Source organism: Lysobacter antibioticus (assembly GCF_001442535.1).
Taxonomy (GTDB): Bacteria; Pseudomonadota; Gammaproteobacteria; order Xanthomonadales; family Xanthomonadaceae; genus Lysobacter; species Lysobacter antibioticus.
On the sequence record NZ_CP013141.1, the window covers coordinates 1,573,778 to 1,590,529 of the forward strand.

The 16,752-nt window shown below is 68.1% G+C and carries 15 protein-coding genes and 1 pseudogene; 8 read left to right on the forward strand and 8 right to left on the reverse strand.

Going from position 1 to position 16,752, the window contains the following annotated elements; all coding sequences use genetic code 11:
* The first annotated feature begins 172 nt into the window (after positions 1–172).
* Positions 173–2,353, forward strand: a complete 2,181-nt coding sequence (gene katG, locus GLA29479_RS06485; RefSeq protein WP_057917557.1) for a catalase/peroxidase HPI — start codon at positions 173–175, stop codon at positions 2,351–2,353.
* Between the two features lie 256 nt (positions 2,354–2,609).
* Positions 2,610–3,239: a DUF937 domain-containing protein gene (locus tag GLA29479_RS06490; protein WP_057917556.1), complete on the forward strand. Its 630-nt coding sequence runs from the start codon at positions 2,610–2,612 to the stop codon at positions 3,237–3,239.
* A 108-nt stretch (positions 3,240–3,347) separates the two neighbouring features.
* On the opposite strand, the gene GLA29479_RS06495 is transcribed toward GLA29479_RS06490, so the two are convergent.
* The gene (locus GLA29479_RS06495; protein ID WP_057917555.1) at positions 3,348–3,767 is read right to left on the reverse strand and encodes an RNA-binding S4 domain-containing protein; all 420 of its coding nucleotides are present in this window, start codon (positions 3,765–3,767) and stop codon (positions 3,348–3,350) included.
* 140 nt (positions 3,768–3,907) lie between these two features.
* Here GLA29479_RS06495 and GLA29479_RS06500 point away from each other — a divergent pair.
* A pseudogene (locus GLA29479_RS06500) lies at positions 3,908–5,447 on the forward strand (MATE family efflux transporter).
* Between the two features lie 282 nt (positions 5,448–5,729).
* On the opposite strand, the gene GLA29479_RS06505 reads toward GLA29479_RS06500, so the two are convergent.
* The 7 genes from GLA29479_RS06505 to ffh form a co-directional block, all read right to left on the reverse strand.
* Positions 5,730–6,095, reverse strand: a complete 366-nt coding sequence (locus GLA29479_RS06505) for a hypothetical protein (RefSeq protein ID WP_057917554.1) — start codon at positions 6,093–6,095, stop codon at positions 5,730–5,732.
* A 292-nt stretch (positions 6,096–6,387) separates the two neighbouring features.
* Positions 6,388–6,795, reverse strand: coding sequence for a 50S ribosomal protein L19 (rplS, locus tag GLA29479_RS06510; RefSeq protein WP_031371752.1), 408 nt, complete (start codon positions 6,793–6,795; stop codon positions 6,388–6,390).
* A 136-nt stretch (positions 6,796–6,931) separates the two neighbouring features.
* Positions 6,932–7,768: a tRNA (guanosine(37)-N1)-methyltransferase TrmD gene (gene trmD, locus GLA29479_RS06515; RefSeq protein ID WP_082638345.1), complete on the reverse strand. Its 837-nt coding sequence runs from the start codon at positions 7,766–7,768 to the stop codon at positions 6,932–6,934.
* A 112-nt stretch (positions 7,769–7,880) separates the two neighbouring features.
* A complete protein-coding gene (gene rimM, locus GLA29479_RS06520; protein ID WP_057917553.1) occupies positions 7,881–8,396 on the reverse strand; it encodes a ribosome maturation factor RimM in 516 nt (171 codons plus the stop codon).
* Between the two features lie 44 nt (positions 8,397–8,440).
* Positions 8,441–8,698, reverse strand: coding sequence for a 30S ribosomal protein S16 (gene rpsP, locus GLA29479_RS06525; protein ID WP_057917552.1), 258 nt, complete (start codon positions 8,696–8,698; stop codon positions 8,441–8,443).
* Positions 8,699–8,975: 277 nt separating this feature from the next.
* Entirely contained in the window at positions 8,976–9,881 is a 906-nt protein-coding gene (locus tag GLA29479_RS06530; protein WP_144436380.1) for a hypothetical protein, read from the reverse strand.
* Positions 9,882–10,197: 316 nt separating this feature from the next.
* Positions 10,198–11,565, reverse strand: a complete 1,368-nt coding sequence (gene ffh, locus GLA29479_RS06535; protein ID WP_057917550.1) for a signal recognition particle protein — start codon at positions 11,563–11,565, stop codon at positions 10,198–10,200.
* 151 nt (positions 11,566–11,716) lie between these two features.
* Between ffh and GLA29479_RS06540 the strand changes: the two genes are divergently transcribed.
* The 5 genes from GLA29479_RS06540 (at position 11,717) to GLA29479_RS06560 (ending at position 16,592) form a co-directional block, all read left to right on the forward strand.
* Positions 11,717–12,508, forward strand: a complete 792-nt coding sequence (locus tag GLA29479_RS06540; protein WP_057971128.1) for a cytochrome C assembly family protein — start codon at positions 11,717–11,719, stop codon at positions 12,506–12,508.
* A gap of 44 nt (positions 12,509–12,552) precedes the next feature.
* Positions 12,553–13,218 (forward strand): CPBP family intramembrane glutamic endopeptidase, encoded by a 666-nt coding sequence (locus tag GLA29479_RS06545; RefSeq protein ID WP_057917549.1) that lies wholly within the window; start codon positions 12,553–12,555, stop codon positions 13,216–13,218.
* Positions 13,219–13,419: 201 nt separating this feature from the next.
* Positions 13,420–13,878 carry a MarR family winged helix-turn-helix transcriptional regulator gene (locus GLA29479_RS06550; RefSeq protein WP_057917548.1) on the forward strand — a complete coding sequence of 153 codons (459 nt, stop codon included), beginning with the start codon at positions 13,420–13,422 and terminating at the stop codon, positions 13,876–13,878.
* A 3-nt stretch (positions 13,879–13,881) separates the two neighbouring features.
* A complete protein-coding gene (locus GLA29479_RS06555; protein ID WP_057971129.1) occupies positions 13,882–15,402 on the forward strand; it encodes an efflux transporter outer membrane subunit in 1,521 nt (506 codons plus the stop codon).
* Positions 15,399–16,592 (forward strand): HlyD/EmrA/EmrK family protein, encoded by a 1,194-nt coding sequence (locus GLA29479_RS06560; RefSeq protein WP_057917546.1) that lies wholly within the window; start codon positions 15,399–15,401, stop codon positions 16,590–16,592. Before GLA29479_RS06555 ends, GLA29479_RS06560 begins: the two co-directional genes overlap by 4 nt.
* Positions 16,593–16,752 lie beyond the last annotated feature (160 nt).

Genomic DNA, 16,752 nt, shown 5'->3' on the forward strand with positions numbered 1-16,752 from the left:
CTCGGCGCGCTCGCGCGGGTCGCTCGCATCGCACGACGATCGCCCGACCGATCCGTCGCCCCCTTCCTGAAGAACCTCGCACGAGCCCGCTCCCGGGCCCGTGCGCATACCGTTGCGCCACCCAGACGAACGTCCCCAGTCGCCGGATCCACATCCTCAAAGGCACGTAGCCATGTCAAACGAAAGCAAATGCCCCTTCAATCACACCGCCGGTGGCGGCACGTCCAACCGCGACTGGTGGCCTAACCAGCTCAACCTCAAGGTCCTGCACCAACAGACCCCGCATGCCGATCCGATGAGCGAGGGCTTCGACTACGCCGAAGCCTTCAAGAGCCTCGACCTGGCCGCGGTCAAGAAGGATCTGCACGCGCTGATGACCGACTCGCAGGAGTGGTGGCCGGCCGACTTCGGTCATTACGGCCCCTTGTTCATCCGCATGGCCTGGCACAGCGCCGGCACCTACCGCACCTTCGACGGTCGCGGCGGCGCCGGTGCCGGTCAACAACGTTTCGCCCCGCTCAACAGCTGGCCGGACAACGGCAACCTCGACAAGGCCCGCCGCCTGCTGTGGCCGATCAAGCAGAAGTACGGCAACAAGATCTCCTGGGCCGACCTGATGATCCTCACCGGCAACGTCGCCCTGGAATCGATGGGCTTCAAGACCTTCGGCTTCGCCGGCGGCCGCGCCGATGTGTGGGAGCCGGAAGAACACGTCTATTGGGGCACCGAAACCACCTGGCTCGGCGACAAGCGCTACTCCGGCGACCGCGTCCTGGAGAACCCGCTCGGTGCGGTGCAGATGGGCCTGATCTACGTCAATCCGCAGGGCCCGAACGGCAATCCCGACCCGCTCGCGGCGGCCCGCGACATCCGCGAGACCTTCGCGCGCATGGCCATGGACGATGAGGAAACCGTCGCCTTGATCGCCGGCGGCCACAGCTTCGGCAAGACCCACGGCGCCGGCCCCGAATCGCATGTCGGCCGCGAACCCGAAGGCGGCGAACTCGAACAACAGGGCCTGGGTTGGGCCAGCAGCTTCGGCAGCGGTCTCGGCGGCGATTCGATCACCAGCGGCCTGGAAGTCACCTGGACCAGCACGCCGACGCAGTGGAGCAACCAGTTCTTCGAGAACCTGTTCGGCTACGAATGGGAACTGAGCAAGAGCCCGGCCGGCGCGCACCAGTGGATCGCGAAGGACGGCGCCGGCGCCGACAGCATTCCCGACGCGTTCGACCCCAACAAGCGCCGCGCGCCGACCATGCTGACCACCGACCTGTCGCTGCGCTTCGACCCGGCCTACGAAAAAATCTCGCGCCGCTTCCTCGAAAACCCGGATCAACTCGCCGACGCCTTCGCCCGCGCTTGGTTCAAGCTGACCCATCGCGACATGGGGCCGCGCGTGCGCTACCTCGGACCGGAAGTTCCGGCCGAAGCGCTGATCTGGCAGGACCCGGTCCCGGCCGTCGACCACCCGCTGATCGACGAGCAGGACATCGCCGCGCTCAAGAGCAAGATCCTGGCTTCCGGCCTGCCGGTCTCGCAGTTGGTTTCGACCGCCTGGGCCTCGGCTTCGACCTTCCGCGGCTCCGACAAGCGCGGCGGCGCCAACGGCGCGCGCATCCGCCTGGCCCCGCAGAAGGATTGGGAGGTCAATCAGCCAGCGCAGTTGGCCAAGGTGCTGTCGGTCCTGGAAGCGATCCAGCAGGATTTCAACGCCGGACAGTCAGGCGGCAAGAAAGTCTCGCTGGCCGACCTGATCGTGCTGGCCGGCGCCGCCGGCGTCGAACAGGCGGCGAAGAACGCCGGCCATCCGGTCAAGGTGCCGTTCGCTCCGGGTCGCACCGACGCCACGGCCGCGCAGACCGACGTCGATTCCTTCGCCGTGCTCGAACCCATCGCCGACGGCTTCCGCAACTACCTCAAGGGCAAGTACGAGGTCAGCGCCGAATCGTTGTTGATCGACAAGGCCCAGTTGCTCGATCTCAGCGCACCGGAACTCACCGTGCTGGTCGGCGGCTTGCGCATGCTCGGCACCAACGTCGGCCCGAGCCGGCACGGCGTGTTCACTCATCGCGCCGATGCGCTGAGCAACGACTTCTTCGTCAACCTGCTCGACATGGGCACGGTGTGGAGGCCGGTCTCGGACGCCAAGGACGTGTTCGAAGGGCGCGACCGCAAGACCGGCGAACCGAAGTGGACGGCGACCCGCGTCGACCTGGTGTTCGGTTCGCACTCGCAGTTGCGCGCGCTGGCCGAGGTGTATGCGAGCTCGGACGCGCAGGAGAAATTCGTCCACGACTTCGTCGCCGCCTGGAACAAGGTGATGAACGCGGATCGCTTCGACCTCGCCTGAGCCTGACCAGCTCGGCTTCGACGCGAACGGGCCGGCCGGTTGGCCGGCCCGTTCTGTTTCCGAGCCGGCAGTTGCGCGAGTCGGCACCTTGCGGTCCGAGCGACGGATCGCCATGGATTGCATGGATCGTCGTTTATTGCCCTTGTATCGCCCGCTTATCGGCGGGCAAGTGTGCTATCGAAAAAAACCCGCGAATCTCACCCCAAGCTCACCGGCCGGCGCTAGCATCTGGGTTCCTTGCAATGGACCGACCCCGATGAGCGCTTCGCTGACCGACGACCTTCTCAACCAACTCCAGGGCCAGCCGCTGGCGCAACTGGGCAGCCAACTCGGGCTATCGCAACCGCAGACGCAGAATGCCGTGAGCGCCGCCCTGCCCCTGCTGCTCGGCGCGCTCGGCCGCAACGCCAGCCAGCCGCAGGGCGCCGAGGCGTTGTTCGGCGCACTGCAACGCGACCATGCCGGCGCCGGCAGCGGTCTCGACATCGGCAGCGTGCTCGGTACTGTGCTCGGCGGCGGCGCAAGCCGGCAGACCGACGGCGCCGGCATCCTCGGCCACATCTTCGGCGGCCGCCAGGAAACCGCGGCGGAAGGTCTCGGCCAGGCCACCGGTCTCGGCGGCAGCCAGGCCAATACGCTGTTGAAGGTGCTGGCGCCGATCGTGCTGTCTTACCTCGCCCAACGCATGATGTCGGGCGGTAACCAGGCGGCATCGCCGCAAGCGCTCGGCCAGGTCCTCGGCCAGGAAGAACAGCGCATTTCCCAGCAGGGCGGCCTCGGCGGCGGCCTGCTCGGCGCGGTGCTCGACCAGGACGGCGACGGCCAGTTGGGCCTGGGCGATCTGCTCAAGATCGGCGGCGGCCTGCTCGGCGGCGGCCAGCGCTGAATCCAGGCGGGTTTTCCCGATGTAACGACGACGGCTGCGCCCAGGCGCAGCCGTTTTCGTTTTCGCCGCCATCGATTCGCTGCTGTCGACCGGCGACGCGCGCGCGACTCACAACGCGTCGATATCGCCCAGGGCTTTGATCAACCGCCGCGCGCGCTTGTCGGGCTTGGTCTCCGGCGCGCGATAGCCGTTGCGTTCGGCCACGCGCATCGCCCGGGCCTGCTCGCGTGCGAGACGCGAGGCCTCGGTTTCCGCGTACAAGCTCTGGGCGACGCTCGCCGGCCCGCGCGTATCGCTGAGCCCGAGCACCGCGATCTCGAATATTTCCTCGCCGCGCGCTATGCGCAGCGCGTCGCCGACACGCAAGGCGCGCGAGGCCTTGCCGCGCTGACCGCCGATCTCGACCTTGCCGGTCTCGACCGCCTGCCGCGCCAGGCTGCGGGTCTTGAAGAAACGCGCCGCCCACAGCCACAGATCCAGACGGACCGAGGCCTGCGGCGGCGGCGAAGGAATCTCTTGCTTGCTCATCGGCGCGAAAGATACCACTGCCGTCCTACACGGCAACTGAGGGCCGCGGGCCGACGTTCCCGCACCCGCCGACTCGGGCATGGCGACCACCCGCTGACCGATCAGCCGGCATACTGCCCCGACTCCGCACGGATTCCGTCATGGCCCCCAGCCCCTCACGCGGCAGCCATCTGCTGACCGAAGGTCCGATCGGACGCACGATGATCGGCTTCGCCTTGCCGATCATGGCCGGCAATGCCGCGCAGTCGCTCAACGGTTCGATCAACTCGATCTGGGTCGGCCGCTATCTCGGCGAAGCCGCGCTCACCGCGACCGCGAACGCCAACAACATCATGTTCTTCCTGATCGGTTCGATCTTCGGCATCGGCATGGCCGCGACGATCCTGATCGGCCAGGCGATCGGCGCCAAGGACACGGCGCGCGCGCGCCGGGTCATGGGCACCAGCGCGACCTTCTTCATCGGCTTGTCGGCGCTGATCGCCGCGGCCGGTTGGTTCATGGCCGATCCGGTGTTGCGCGCGATGGGCACGCCCGCGGCGGCACTGCCGTTGGCCGAGGACTACCTGCGGGTGATCTTCCTGTCGATGCCGTTCCTGTACGCCTTCGCCTTCATCTCCGCGGCCCTGCGCGGCGCCGGCGATTCGCGCACGCCGTTCCGCTTCCTGTTGATGGCGGTGGTGCTCGACATCGCCTTCAACCCCTTGCTGATCTTCGGCTGGGGGCCGATCCCCGCGCTCGGCATCGCCGGCTCGGCGGCCTCGACTTTCTTCGCCCAGGGCCTGGGCCTGACGGCGATGCTGCTGTACTTGCGGCGCAAGCGCCACGTGCTCTGGCTCGGACGCCAGGACGCGCACCTGCTCAAGATCGACCCGACCGTGCTGCGCGCGCTGATCGTCAAGGGCGTGCCGATGGGTCTGCAGATGGTGCTGATCTCGTTGGCGATGATCGCGATGATCAGCCTGGTCAACGCCCACGGCACCGGCACCGCCGCCGGCTACGGCGCCGCGCTGCAGTTGTGGACCTATGTGCAGATGCCGGCGATGGCGATCGGCGTGTTCGTCGATCGCCGCGCAAAGCGTCGGCGCCGGGCGCTGGGACCGGGTCGACGCGACCGCGCGCACCGGCACCGGTTTCAATTTCCTCATGACCGGCGCATTGATCGTGCCGCTGATTCTGTTCGACCGTTACACCCTGGCGCTGTTCCTGCCGGAAGGCAGCGCATCGTTCGAGATCGCGCGCCATCTCAACCACATCGCGATCTGGTCGTTCCTGTTCTTCGGCGTGACCTTCGTGATTTCCGGCGTGGTCCGCGCGACCGGCGCGGTGGTGCCGCCGCTGTTGATCCTCGGTTTCGCGCTGTGGGGCATCCGCGTGCCGTTCGCGACCTTGCTGCAACCGGTGATCGGCACCGATGCGCTGTGGTGGAGTTTTCCGGTCAGCGCGCTGTGCTCGATGCTGATGTCGATGGCCTACTACCGCTGGGGCGGCTGGCGACGTTCGCGGATGATGGCCGCGCCCGAACGCGTCGTCGCGCCGATCGCCACCCGGACCATCGCCACGCCGGCCGAAATCGCCGCGCCGCCGCCGGCGCCGGTGGCCGATGCCAGCCCAGAAGAGAGCGACGAGATCGTGGCGATGGCCGATGCCGGGACGGACTTGCCCGAGCGCCCTGCGCGCTGATGCCGAAATCGCTCTTGCAGGAGCGGCGTGAGCCGCGACTGCGACCTCTCAAGCTCGCACCGATACCGGCGATAGCCCCTTGGGTAGGAGCGGCGCGAGCCGTGAACACGCTGCGACGTACCGGTCACGCCAGATCGAACGAGCGACAACGCGAATACGCCTTCGCAGCCTTGCCCGGCTCGATGTCTGTTCTGCGGCGTGCAAGTCAGGCTGATTGCGGCATGCAGACGCTCGAAGATTCGTACTTCGCCATGCCGTCGTCGCCGGTTGGCGCAGGTCTAGTCAGATGTCCTGCAGCGGCAGCGTGAACACCCCGGCCTCGCCCTTGTCGAAAGCCTCGCGCCAGATGCGGTAGCCCTCCAGGTCGCTCTCGCGTACCGGAAGATGGCCGATCACCCGCGGCTCGACCTCGGCCACGCGCGTGCCGACGATGGGGAAATGGCCGAGCAGACGCAGGCTCTTGAGTTCGGCGACCTCCTCGACGTGCTCGCGCAGCACTTCTTCGGCGGTGTGCGTGTCGAACTTTCGCAGCGACAGGGCGTCGCGGCCGTCGGGCAAGGCATCGATCCGCTGCACCCAGAAGAATCCCCAGGCCCCGTCGCTGCGCAGATAGGTGCAGATATCGCCTTCGGACAAACCGGGATTCACGTTGCGCTCTCCTGCCGCGGGGGCGGCACCGTGCGGACGGCGCCGCGTCGGGAATCTAGCGCGAACCGGCCCCGGCGTATATTCCCGCGGCGGCCGAAAAGCGGGGCCGTTGCGGCCAATGGCGGAGCCATGTGCGTCCGCTGCGCCAGCAGCGCGGCGGCGAGGTCGAAGGCCCACGCGAACCGGCTCGTTGCAACCGCCGATGGTTCGCTCCGGGCTGATCGCCGGAAACGAAAACGGCCGCCTTGCGGCGGCCGTTCGATGCGCTGCGCGGTGAGGCGCGGCGACGGGATTACTCGGCTGCGGCAGCCGCGGCAGCGCTCTTGGCGCGCGCGTAGGCAGCGAGGTCTTCCTTGATGCGGGCCTTCTTGCCTTCCAGGCCGCGCAGGTAGTACAGCTTGCCGGCGCGAACCTTACCGCGGCGCTTGACGTCGACCGAGTCGATGATCGCGCTGTGGGTCTGGAAGACGCGCTCGACGCCGAAGCCGTGCGAAATCTTGCGGACGGTGAACGAGGAGTTCAGGCCGCCGTTCTTCTTGGCGATGACCACGCCTTCATAGGCCTGGACGCGCTCGCGGTTGCCTTCCTTGACCTTGACGTTGACCACGACGGTGTCGCCGGGGCTGAAGTCGGGCAGCTTGCGCTGGATCTGTTCGGCTTCGAAGTTCTGCAGCAGGGTGTGGATAGAGGGCTTGTTCATGGGTGCGGCCTGTTGGATTAGTTGTTGCGCGAGTGCACGTGGACCCGCGTCATGGCATCGGTACAGCAAATGGGTACGGCTAAGCGGCTAATTATAGCGGCATTTTTTACCGGGTTGCCAGCTTGGGCTGCCCGTCTCAGGACGGCCGGCCCGGGCCGGGGCCCTCGGCCGGGCCCTGATCGGCGCTGGAAACGCTTCCAGCCCCGCCCTCGCCCGGCTCTGCGGCGGCCTCGGCGGCCGCCAGCTCGGCCCGATAGGCCTCCAGCAGCTTGCGGTCGGCCTTGGACAGGCCCGCCTCGTCGAGCAGGTCGGGCCGGCGCTGCCAGGTCCGGCCCAGCGACTGCTGGCGGCGCCAGCGCGCGATATGGGCGTGGTTGCCCGACATCAGCACCGCCGGCACGCCGCCGAGCTCGTGTTCGACCGGGCGGGTGTAATGCGGGCAGTCGAGCAAACCGTCCTCGAAGCTGTCCTGGACCGCCGACTCGGCATCGTTGAGGGCGCCCTCCTGGAGCCGGGCGACCGCGTCGACGATCACCGCCGCGGCGAGTTCGCCGCCGGACAGGACGTAGTCGCCGATTGAGACCTCCTCGTCGACCTCGGCCTGGATCAGGCGCTCGTCGACGCCTTCGTAGCGGCCGCACAGCAAGATCAGGCGCTCGTGGGCGGCCAGTTCGCGGACCTTGGCCTGGCCCAGGCGCACGCCCTGCGGGCTCATATAGACCACCCGCGCAGGGGCCGGGTCGGCCGCGCGCGCGGCGCGGATCGCCGCACGCAGCGGTTCGATCAACATCACCATGCCGGGACCGCCGCCGAACGGACGCTCGTCGACGCGGCGGTAGTTGCCCTCGGCGTAGTCGCGCGGATTCCAGCCGTGCAGCGACAGCAGCCCGCGCTCGCCGGCGCGGCCGACCACGCCGAACGCGGCGCACTGGGCGACGAATTCGGGGAACAGGCTGATGACGTCGATACGCATGGGAGCGAGGAACGAGTGCTCAGTAAAGAAAAACGAGTGACGATGCGGGAACTGCCGGAACGCCGCGAGAGAGACGGGAACGCGCTCGTTCCTCGTTCCTCTTCGCTCGTTCTTAGAACTCCGGATCCCAGTCGACCGTAACCAGATTGGCCTCGAAATCGACCGAAACCACGTACTGCGGCAGCACGAACGGAATCATGCGCTCGCGGGTGTCGTCGCGGGCGACCAGCACGTCGTTGGCGCCGGTGGAAAACAGGTGCGAGACCGTGCCGAGCGAAACGCCCTCGGTGGTGACCACGCGCAGGCCTTCCAGGTCGACCCAGTAATATTCGCCGGCCTTGGGCGGCGGCAGCGCCGAACGCGGCACGTAGATCTCGGTGCCGTGCATGGCCTCGACCGTGTCGCGGTCGGTGACCTCGGGGAAATTGGCGATCAGGTACTTGCCGCTTTCGCGACCGCGCACGCCCGAAAGCTCGCGCTCGCGGCCCTGCGGGTCGCGCACGATCCAGGGCTGGTAGCGGAAGATCGCAACGCGCGGCTCGGTCCAGGACTCGAGCTTGGCTTCGCCGCGAAGACCGAAAGCGCCAAGCACCCTGCCCAGCAGGATGCGGCGCGTAGAATCTGTCATCGGTGCGGTAATCGGGCCGCGCGCCAAACGCGCGGCCCGCCGGCTCAGGCGGCCGGAGCGGCCTTGACGGCCTGCTTGTACAGGTCGGCGACCTTTTCGGTCAGCTGCGCGCCCTGTGAAACCCAGTGCTTCACGCGCTCGACGTTGAGCTCGACGCGCTTTTCGGCGCCGTTGGCCACCGGGTTGTAGAAACCGACGCGCTCGATGTTGCGGCCGTCGCGGGCGCTGCGGCTGTCGGTGACGATGATGTGGTAGAACGGACGCTTCTTGGCGCCGCCGCGGGTCAGTCGAATCTTGACCATGGGGTCTGCTTTCCTGTGTTGCCCAGCCGTCGGAATGACGGGGTAAGCCGGAAAGTTTAACCGATTCCGCGGCTTGGGCAAACCCGGGCCCTGCCCGAACCCAGGATCGGGTCGGATCGGGCCCGGATCGCCGGGCTTCCCTGCCTCCATCCCTGAACGAGGCCTCTTCCCTGAGGCCCCGATCATGGGCCGCACCGCCGCGGCCCGAACGGTTCCGCCCCCGCAACCGCCCTACGGATCGGTCATGCCGCTCGCCCCCTGCGAGCGGCCATCGGCATCAAGCCTGGTAACGGATCGTGCCGCGCAAGGCCTCGCTCGAGCCGTCGCAACGCTGGACGAACTCGGCATGCAGGCCGGTCATCGCGCCCGTCGCCGGGTCGAATTCGACCGCCTTGATCTCGAGCGTGCCGCCGGAGATCTGCGGGCAACGCCGGGTCGGCCGCTCGAAGCGGAAACCGGCATGGCTGGCATCGGCCATCTCGGCGATCGCATAGGTCCCGACATGCAAGGCCTGGCCGACCGGCGGATACAACTCCGCGCTCCAGCGATCACGCGAGCCGCTGGCGGTATACCCCGCCCCCTGCGCATCGCCCCACAGCTGGAACAACGTCGTATCGCCGTAATAGGTCTTGTCGATGCCCTCGCCGACGAAATCGCCCGGGTCGCCGTCCAGCTTCAGCGACAGCGGCTCGACGTTGTGGCGGATCACCGCGGCGAGCACCGGCGCGGCGGCCGAATCGCAATGCTGCAGGACGGTAGCTTCCAAAGCGGTGATGTTGTCGTCGGCATCGGTCTCGAACTGCTGGATGCGGATCTCGCCCCAGGCGTCGTCGCACCGCCGCCCGTTGTTCGCCAGGTAGACGTAGGGCGCGCGCCCCGTCCGACGCGTCGGATTTTCCGCATCGAGGAAACGCCGAACCTCGAATTTCTGATCCACCGGCGCGCCCAGGGAGACATACCAATTGTCGCTGCCGTCCTCGACCCGGACGATGATGTGCCGGGAGTCGCCGCTCAACGAAATCGTCGAGTCGGCTTCGGTATAGACCTTCGATTCTCCCAGCCCGACCGAATCCCCTGCCTGGCTGGTGAACGAAAACACCGTGGCCGCCGACGCGGCCGGTGCGGCCAGTGCCGCGGCCGCCGCCAGCGCGATACCGGCACAACGGACAGGTAACTGCTTCATTCCTCGCTCCATGATGATCGACTCCCCAACGCGCGCCGGCTCGGCGCGCGCCCGTTCGCTGTTGCGGCGACACGAATGCGTCGCCGCCGAGTCATACGACTCTTCGCCGCCGGCGCTACGCGCCGCGACGAAGATCATCTTGGGCCGAGGCCGTCTCTCCTTTCGAGAATCCCGCGCGCCGTTCGTCCGGACCCAGCGGCAGGTCGCCGCTCATTGCGCGCGGCCTATGCACGGCCGATTCGCACAAACAAAAACGGCGGCCGAACGGCCGCCGTTTTCCACCTGCGATGACGGAGCCGCAGTGCGCGGCGTGCGCTCAGCGGAACGGCATGCCGCCGCGGCCGCCCATCATGCCCTTCATGCCGCGCATCAAGCCCTTCATGCCGCCGCCGGACAGCTTGCTCATCATCTTTTCCATCTGCTGATACTGCTTCATCAGCTTGTTGACGTCGGCCGGGGTCAGGCCGGCGCCCTTGGCGATGCGGGCGCGGCGCGAGCCGTTGAGCAGGCCCGGGTTGCGGCGCTCTTTCTTGGTCATCGAATTGATGATCGCGACCATGCGCGGCACTTCCTTGCCGGTGACCTGGTTCTTGACCGATTCCGGGATCTGGCCCATGCCCGGCAGCTTGTCCATGAGGCCGTGCAGGCCGCCCATGTTCTGCATCTGCTCGAGCTGGTCCTTCATGTCGTTGAGGTCGAACTTCTTGCCCTTGGCGACCTTCTCGGCGAGCTTCTGCGCCTTGTCCTTGTCGACCTGCTGCTCGACTTGCTCGACCAGCGACAGCACGTCGCCCATGTCGAGGATGCGGCTGGCGACGCGGTCGGGGTGGAACACGTCGAGGCCGTCGGGCTTCTCGCCGACGCCGATAAACTTGATCGGGCGGCCGGTCACGTAACGCACCGACAGGGCCGCGCCGCCGCGGGCGTCGCCGTCGGTCTTGGTCAGCACCACACCGGTCAGCGGCAGGGCTTCGCTGAAAGCCTTGGCGGTGATCGCGGCGTCCTGGCCGGTCATCGAGTCGACCACGAACAGGGTCTCGACCGGCGCGGCAGCGGCGTGCAGCGCCTTGATCTCGCTCATCATCGCCTCGTCGATGGCGAGGCGGCCGGCGGTGTCGACCAGCAGCACGTCGACGTAGGACTTGCGCGCGTCGGCGATCGCCGCGCGGACGATGTCCTCGGGCTTCTGCGACGCGTCCGAGGGGAAGAACAACACCTCGACCTGTTCGGCGAGCTGCTTGAGCTGCTCGATCGCGGCCGGACGGTAGACGTCGGCCGAGACCACCATGACCTTCTTCTTGCGGCGCTCGCGCAGATGCTTGGCGAGCTTGCCGACGGTGGTGGTCTTGCCGGCGCCTTGCAGGCCGGCCATCAGGATCACCGCCGGCGCCGGCACGTTGAGGTTCAGGTCGGCGGCCTGCGAGCCCATGACCGTGGTCAGCTCGTCGCGCACCACCTTGATCAGGGCCTGGCCCGGGGTCAGGCTCTTGAGCACTTCCTGGCCGACCGCGCGGATCTTGATGCGCTCGATCAGGGCCTGCACGACCGGCAGGGCGACGTCGGCCTCGAGCAGGGCGATGCGGACCTCACGCAGCGATTCGCGGATGTTTTCCTCGGTCAGACGGCCGCGGCCACGCAGGCGCTCGATGGTGCCGGAGAGACGTTGGGTCAGGGATTCGAACATGCGCGCGCTACCTGCGTTGGGGCCGGCGCGACCGGGACGATGCCGGGCGGCCTTGCCGTATGGGTCTGATAAGACCGCGAAGTATAGCCCGGCGCGCGAATCCGCCATCCGGTCGCTGCAGATCGCCATGCCGCTATGCCACACTGCCGCGATGACAATCGTTCTCATCGCCGTCGCGCTGTATCTCGTCGCCAGCGGACTGCTGATCGCGGCGGTGCGCCACGACGCCGGCCGCCAGGCGCGGGTGTGGCTGTTGCCGGCCAATCTGGCGGTGCTGCTGCATGGCGCCGCCCACTTCTTCGCCTGGCGCGCCGCCGGCGGCGCCGACCTGCATTTCTTCGCCGCGCTGTCCCTGGTCGGCCTGGGCATGGCCGCGCTGACCGCGATCGTCGGCGCCTCCGGGCGCATGGCCGCGCTCGGGGTGGTGGTGTTCCCGCTCGCCGCGCTGATGCTCGGCGCCTATCAGTTCACCGGCCACGTCCAGCACCCCGCGCCGCTGGACTGGCGACTGCAATTGCACGCCTGGTTCGCCCTGCTCGCCTACGCCACCCTGGCCGTCGCGGCCCTGTTCGCGCTGATGCTGTGGCTGCAGGAACGCGCCCTGCGCCGGCGCGAATTCCACGGTTGGCTACGCGCCCTGCCGCCGCTGGTGGAGCTGGAAAGCCTGTTGTTCCGCACCATCGCGGTCGGCTTCGCCCTGCTGACCGCGACCCTGCTGACCGGAGTGCTGTTCGTCGAAAACCTGTTCGCCCAGCACCTGGTGCACAAGACCGTGCTCAGCGTGCTGTCCTGGCTGGCCTTCGGCGGCCTGCTGCTGGGGCGCTGGCGCTACGGCTGGCGCGGGACCACCGCGGTACGCTGGACCCTGGCCGCGATGATCCTGTTGGTGCTGGCCTTTTTCGGCAGTAAGTTCGTACTCGAACTGGTCCTGCGCAGGACCTGAGGACCCGCCGGCGGCGGGACCGCACCACTCTCCCCGGCACAGGCATGGACCGCTGGATCAAGTCGCTTTCGGCGCGCAATGAATTCGTCTTCGTGCTGGCGCTGGCGTTCGCCTGGCCGGTCCTCGGCAGCCTGACCGCAGTCGCCTACCCGCAGCCGCCGACACCGATCGACGGCGCCGGGCTGGCTTCGATCCTGAGCCTGGAAATCCCGGTGTTGGCGGTGCTCGCGGTGTTTCTGTCGCTGCGCGGCTGGAACCTGGCCAGGCTCGGCCCGGCGCCGACGAAGACCGACCTGCCGCTGGGCCTGGCCCTGGCCGTGCTGACCGCGATGCTGTTCTGGCTGCTGCAGGCCCTGGCGCTCGCGTTCGGCCTGAGCCTGCCGTCGGTCGACGAGGCGGTACCGATCGCCAGCGACATCGGCTGGCCGATGCGGCTCGCGGCCTCGGCGGTGAACGGCTTCTACGAGGAAGCCCTGGTCTGCGGTTATCTGATCACCGCGATGCGCGACCGCCGCAGCACCTGGACCGCGATCCACCTGAGCACCGCGATCCGCACCGCCTACCACCTCTACCAGGGCAGCGTCGGGGTGATCTCGATCGTGCCGATGGGCTTGCTGTACGCCTGGCTGTATGCCCGCACCGGCCGGCTCTGGCCATTGGTGGTGGCTCACATCGTCCTGGATTTTTGGGCACTGAGCCTTCCGAGCTGAGTGTTCCCGACAGCAGCCGGCGCCCCCGCCTCGTGCCGTCGAATCTGCCCTGACCAGGCAATAACCATACAAATCAACTATCTGCCGGCGAGCATGAGGCGGGCAGCGCCTGTGCACGATTCGTCGACTTGGCTGAACAGGCTATTGCCGGAACAATATTTGCCTTAACAACTATTGCCTGGGCGCAGATTATTCGGCGCCATGACCACCCCCAATCCGAACCAGCCCTGCTCGACCTCGAACCTCGGCCTGCTGTTCCGCCAGGTCCGCGATGCGATGTGGGCGCAAATGGAACGCGAGCTGGCCCAGGCCGGCCACGACCTGACCTTCAGCCAGTTCATCACCCTCAAGGAACTGGCGATCGGCACCGCCGGCGTGACCGAGCTGGCGCGCGCCGCCCAGCTCAATCCCGGGGCGATGACGCGCTTGCTCGACAAGCTGGAAAGCCGCGGCCTGGTCGCGCGCGTCGCCGATCCCGACGATCGCCGCGCCATCAACATCCACCTGACCGAGGCCGGTTCGGCGATCTGGAGCGACATCGACCAATGCGGCCGACGCGTGCGCGAACGCGCGATGGCCGGCCTCAGCGAAGACGACCGCGACCAGCTCTACCGTCTGCTCGAACAGGTTCGCGACAACCTCTCCCTTACCGGTTCCTGAGCCATGTCACCCATCGACACTCGCCCGCGCCGCGGGCTGCTCCTCGTGCTCGCGCCGCTCGCCGCGGCCTTGATCCTCGCCGGCTGCGCCAGCACCCGCGGCCTGGTCCCCGAAGGCCGCGCGCTCGACGCCGACGACCTGGCGACCCAGCTCAGCTTCGCCGACGCCACCTTGTCGGAAGCCACGTTCCCGAAGCGCGACTGGTGGACCTCGCTCGGTGATACGCAATTGAACGGCTTGATCGACGAAGCCCTGGCGGGCACGCCGGGCCTGGACGCCGCCGACGCGCGCGTGCGCCAGGCCGTCGCCCAGGCCGGCCTCGCCGATGCCGCGCGTAAAGCCACCCTCGGCGGCAGCGCCCAGTATTCCGGCCTGCAACTGCCCGAGACGGTCGCCCCGGAACCGCTCGGCGGTAAATACAGCGGCGTGGAAGTGCTGTCGCTGAGCTTCAAGTACAGCCCCGATCTTTGGGGCGGCAAACGCGCGCGCTGGCATGCCGCACTCGGCCAGGCCCGCGCCGCCGAAGTCGAATCGCAGGCCGCGCGCCTGACCCTGTCGTCGAACATCGCCCGCGCCTACGTCTCGCTTGCCCAAGCCTATGCCGGGCTCGACGTCGCCCAGGCCGAGAAGCAACGTTCCGAACATCTGCTCGGCCTCGGCCGCCAGCGAGTCAAGGCCGGCCTCGACAATCAACTGCAGATCCGCAACGCCGAAAGCGCCAGCGCCGCCGCCGATCAACAGATGCAGTCGGCGCAGCAGCAGATCGATGCGACGCGCAACGCGATCGCCGCCTTGCTCGGCAAAGGCCCCGACCGCGGCCTCGAGATCGCGCGCCCGTCCCTGCTGAAAGCGAAGTCGCCGGCGGTGCCGGCGGTGACCTCGAGCGAATTGCTCGGCCATCGTCCCGACGTGGTCGCCGCGCGTTGGCGCGTGGAAGCCGCATCGCACGGCATCAAGGCGGCCAAGGCCGAGTTCTATCCGAGCGTGAATCTCAGCGCGATGCTCGGACTGGCCTCCGGCGGCCTGTCGGATCTGTTCAGCAGCGATGCGGTGCTGATCCAGGGCGGCCCGGCGATCAGCCTGCCGATCTTCGACGGCGGCCGCCTGCGCAACCAACTCGCCGAAAGCGATGCCGAGTACGACCTCGCCGTCGCCAACTACAACCAGAACCTGGTCGCGGCCCTGCGCGAAGTCGCCGATGCCCTGCAGGCTTCGCGCTCGCTCGATGCGCAGTTGGTTTCGGCGCAACAGGCCCGCGATGCCGCGCAGCAGGCCTGGCAAATCGCCAGCACTCGCTACCGTGCCGGCCTGGGTACGCAGCTCGACGTGCTGTCGGCGCAGCGCCCGCTGTTGCAGCTCGACCAACAGCTCGCCGGCTTGCGCGCGCAACGCCTGGCCGCGGCGATCGAACTCGACCGCGCGCTCGGCGGCGGTCTCGAACTGCGCGCTCCCGACCCGGTCGCCGCGAAGCACCCCGTCACCACTTCCGATTCCAGCGTTATCGCCAAGGCCTCCACGCCATGACCACCGAAATCAATCCGCAAGCCGCGGCCGCAGCCGCCGCCCCGCCCTCCAACGGCAAGCGCCGCAAGGCCCTGTTGATCCTGCTCAGCGTGGTCGCCATCGCCGCGATCGCCTGGGGCCTGTACTACATGCTGGTGCTGCGTTGGCATCAAGACACCGACGACGCCTACGTGCAGGGCAACGTCGTCAGCATCACCCCGCAGACCCTGGGCACCGTGGTCAGCATCGGCGCTGACGACGGCATGAAGGTCAGCGCCGGCCAGGTGCTGGTCCAGCTCGATCCGAACGACGCCCAGGTCGCCTACGACCAGGCCACCGCCAACCTCGCCAATACCGTGCGCCAGGTGCGCGGCTTGTTCAGCGCGGTCGATGCCGGCCAGGCCGATCTGTCGGCGCGCCAAGTCGCGGTGCAGAAGGCGCGTGCCGACGTGAAGCGTCGCGAAGGCCTGGTCGCCGGCGGCGCGGTCTCGGCCGAAGAGCTCGCCCACGCCCGCGACGAACTCGCCGCGGCCGAAGCGGCACTGTCGTCCTCGCGCGGCTCGCTGGCGCGCAATCGCGCACTGGTCGACGCCACCACCGTCGCCAAGCAGCCGCAGGTCGCCGCGGCCGCCGCGCAATTGCGTCAGGCCTATCTGAACCTGCAGCGCGCGGCCATCGTCGCTCCGGTCGACGGCTACGTCGCCAAGCGCAGCGTGCAGCTCGGCCAACGCGTCCAGCCCGGCACCGCGTTGATGACGATCGTGCCGCTGGAGCAGGTCTGGATCGAAGCCAACTTCAAGGAAACCCAACTCGCCGACATGCGCATCGGCCAACCGGTCGAATTGCACTCGGACCTGTACGGCAGCGACGTGACCTACCAGGGCAAGCTGGTCAGCCTCGGCATGGGCACCGGCAGCGCTTTCTCGCTGCTGCCGGCGCAGAACGCCAGCGGCAACTGGATCAAGATCATCCAGCGCGTGCCGGTGCGGATCGAGGTCGAGCCCAAGCAGCTCGTCGAACACCCGTTGCGCCTTGGCCTGAGCATGCACGTCGATGTCGGCATCCGCGAACGCGGCGGCGCCGTGCTCGCCGCCGCGCCGCCGGCCAAGCCGCTGCTGAGCACCCAGGCCTATGCCAAGCAGTTGTCCGAAGCCGATGCGGTGATCGCGAACATCGTCCGCGACAACCTGCCCGGCACCCATCACGGTTGACGATCGCGCGACCGGATCCGCATCCCAAGCGCGATCCGGTCACGCACTACCCCGCAGCAAAGACGAAGCGCCTCCCCCACGTCGTTCTTCGTCTGTCGCGACGCATCGCATCGAAGCAGCCGCGCCATCGGCGCCGCTTCGTCCCCTCCCCCGGCGATGC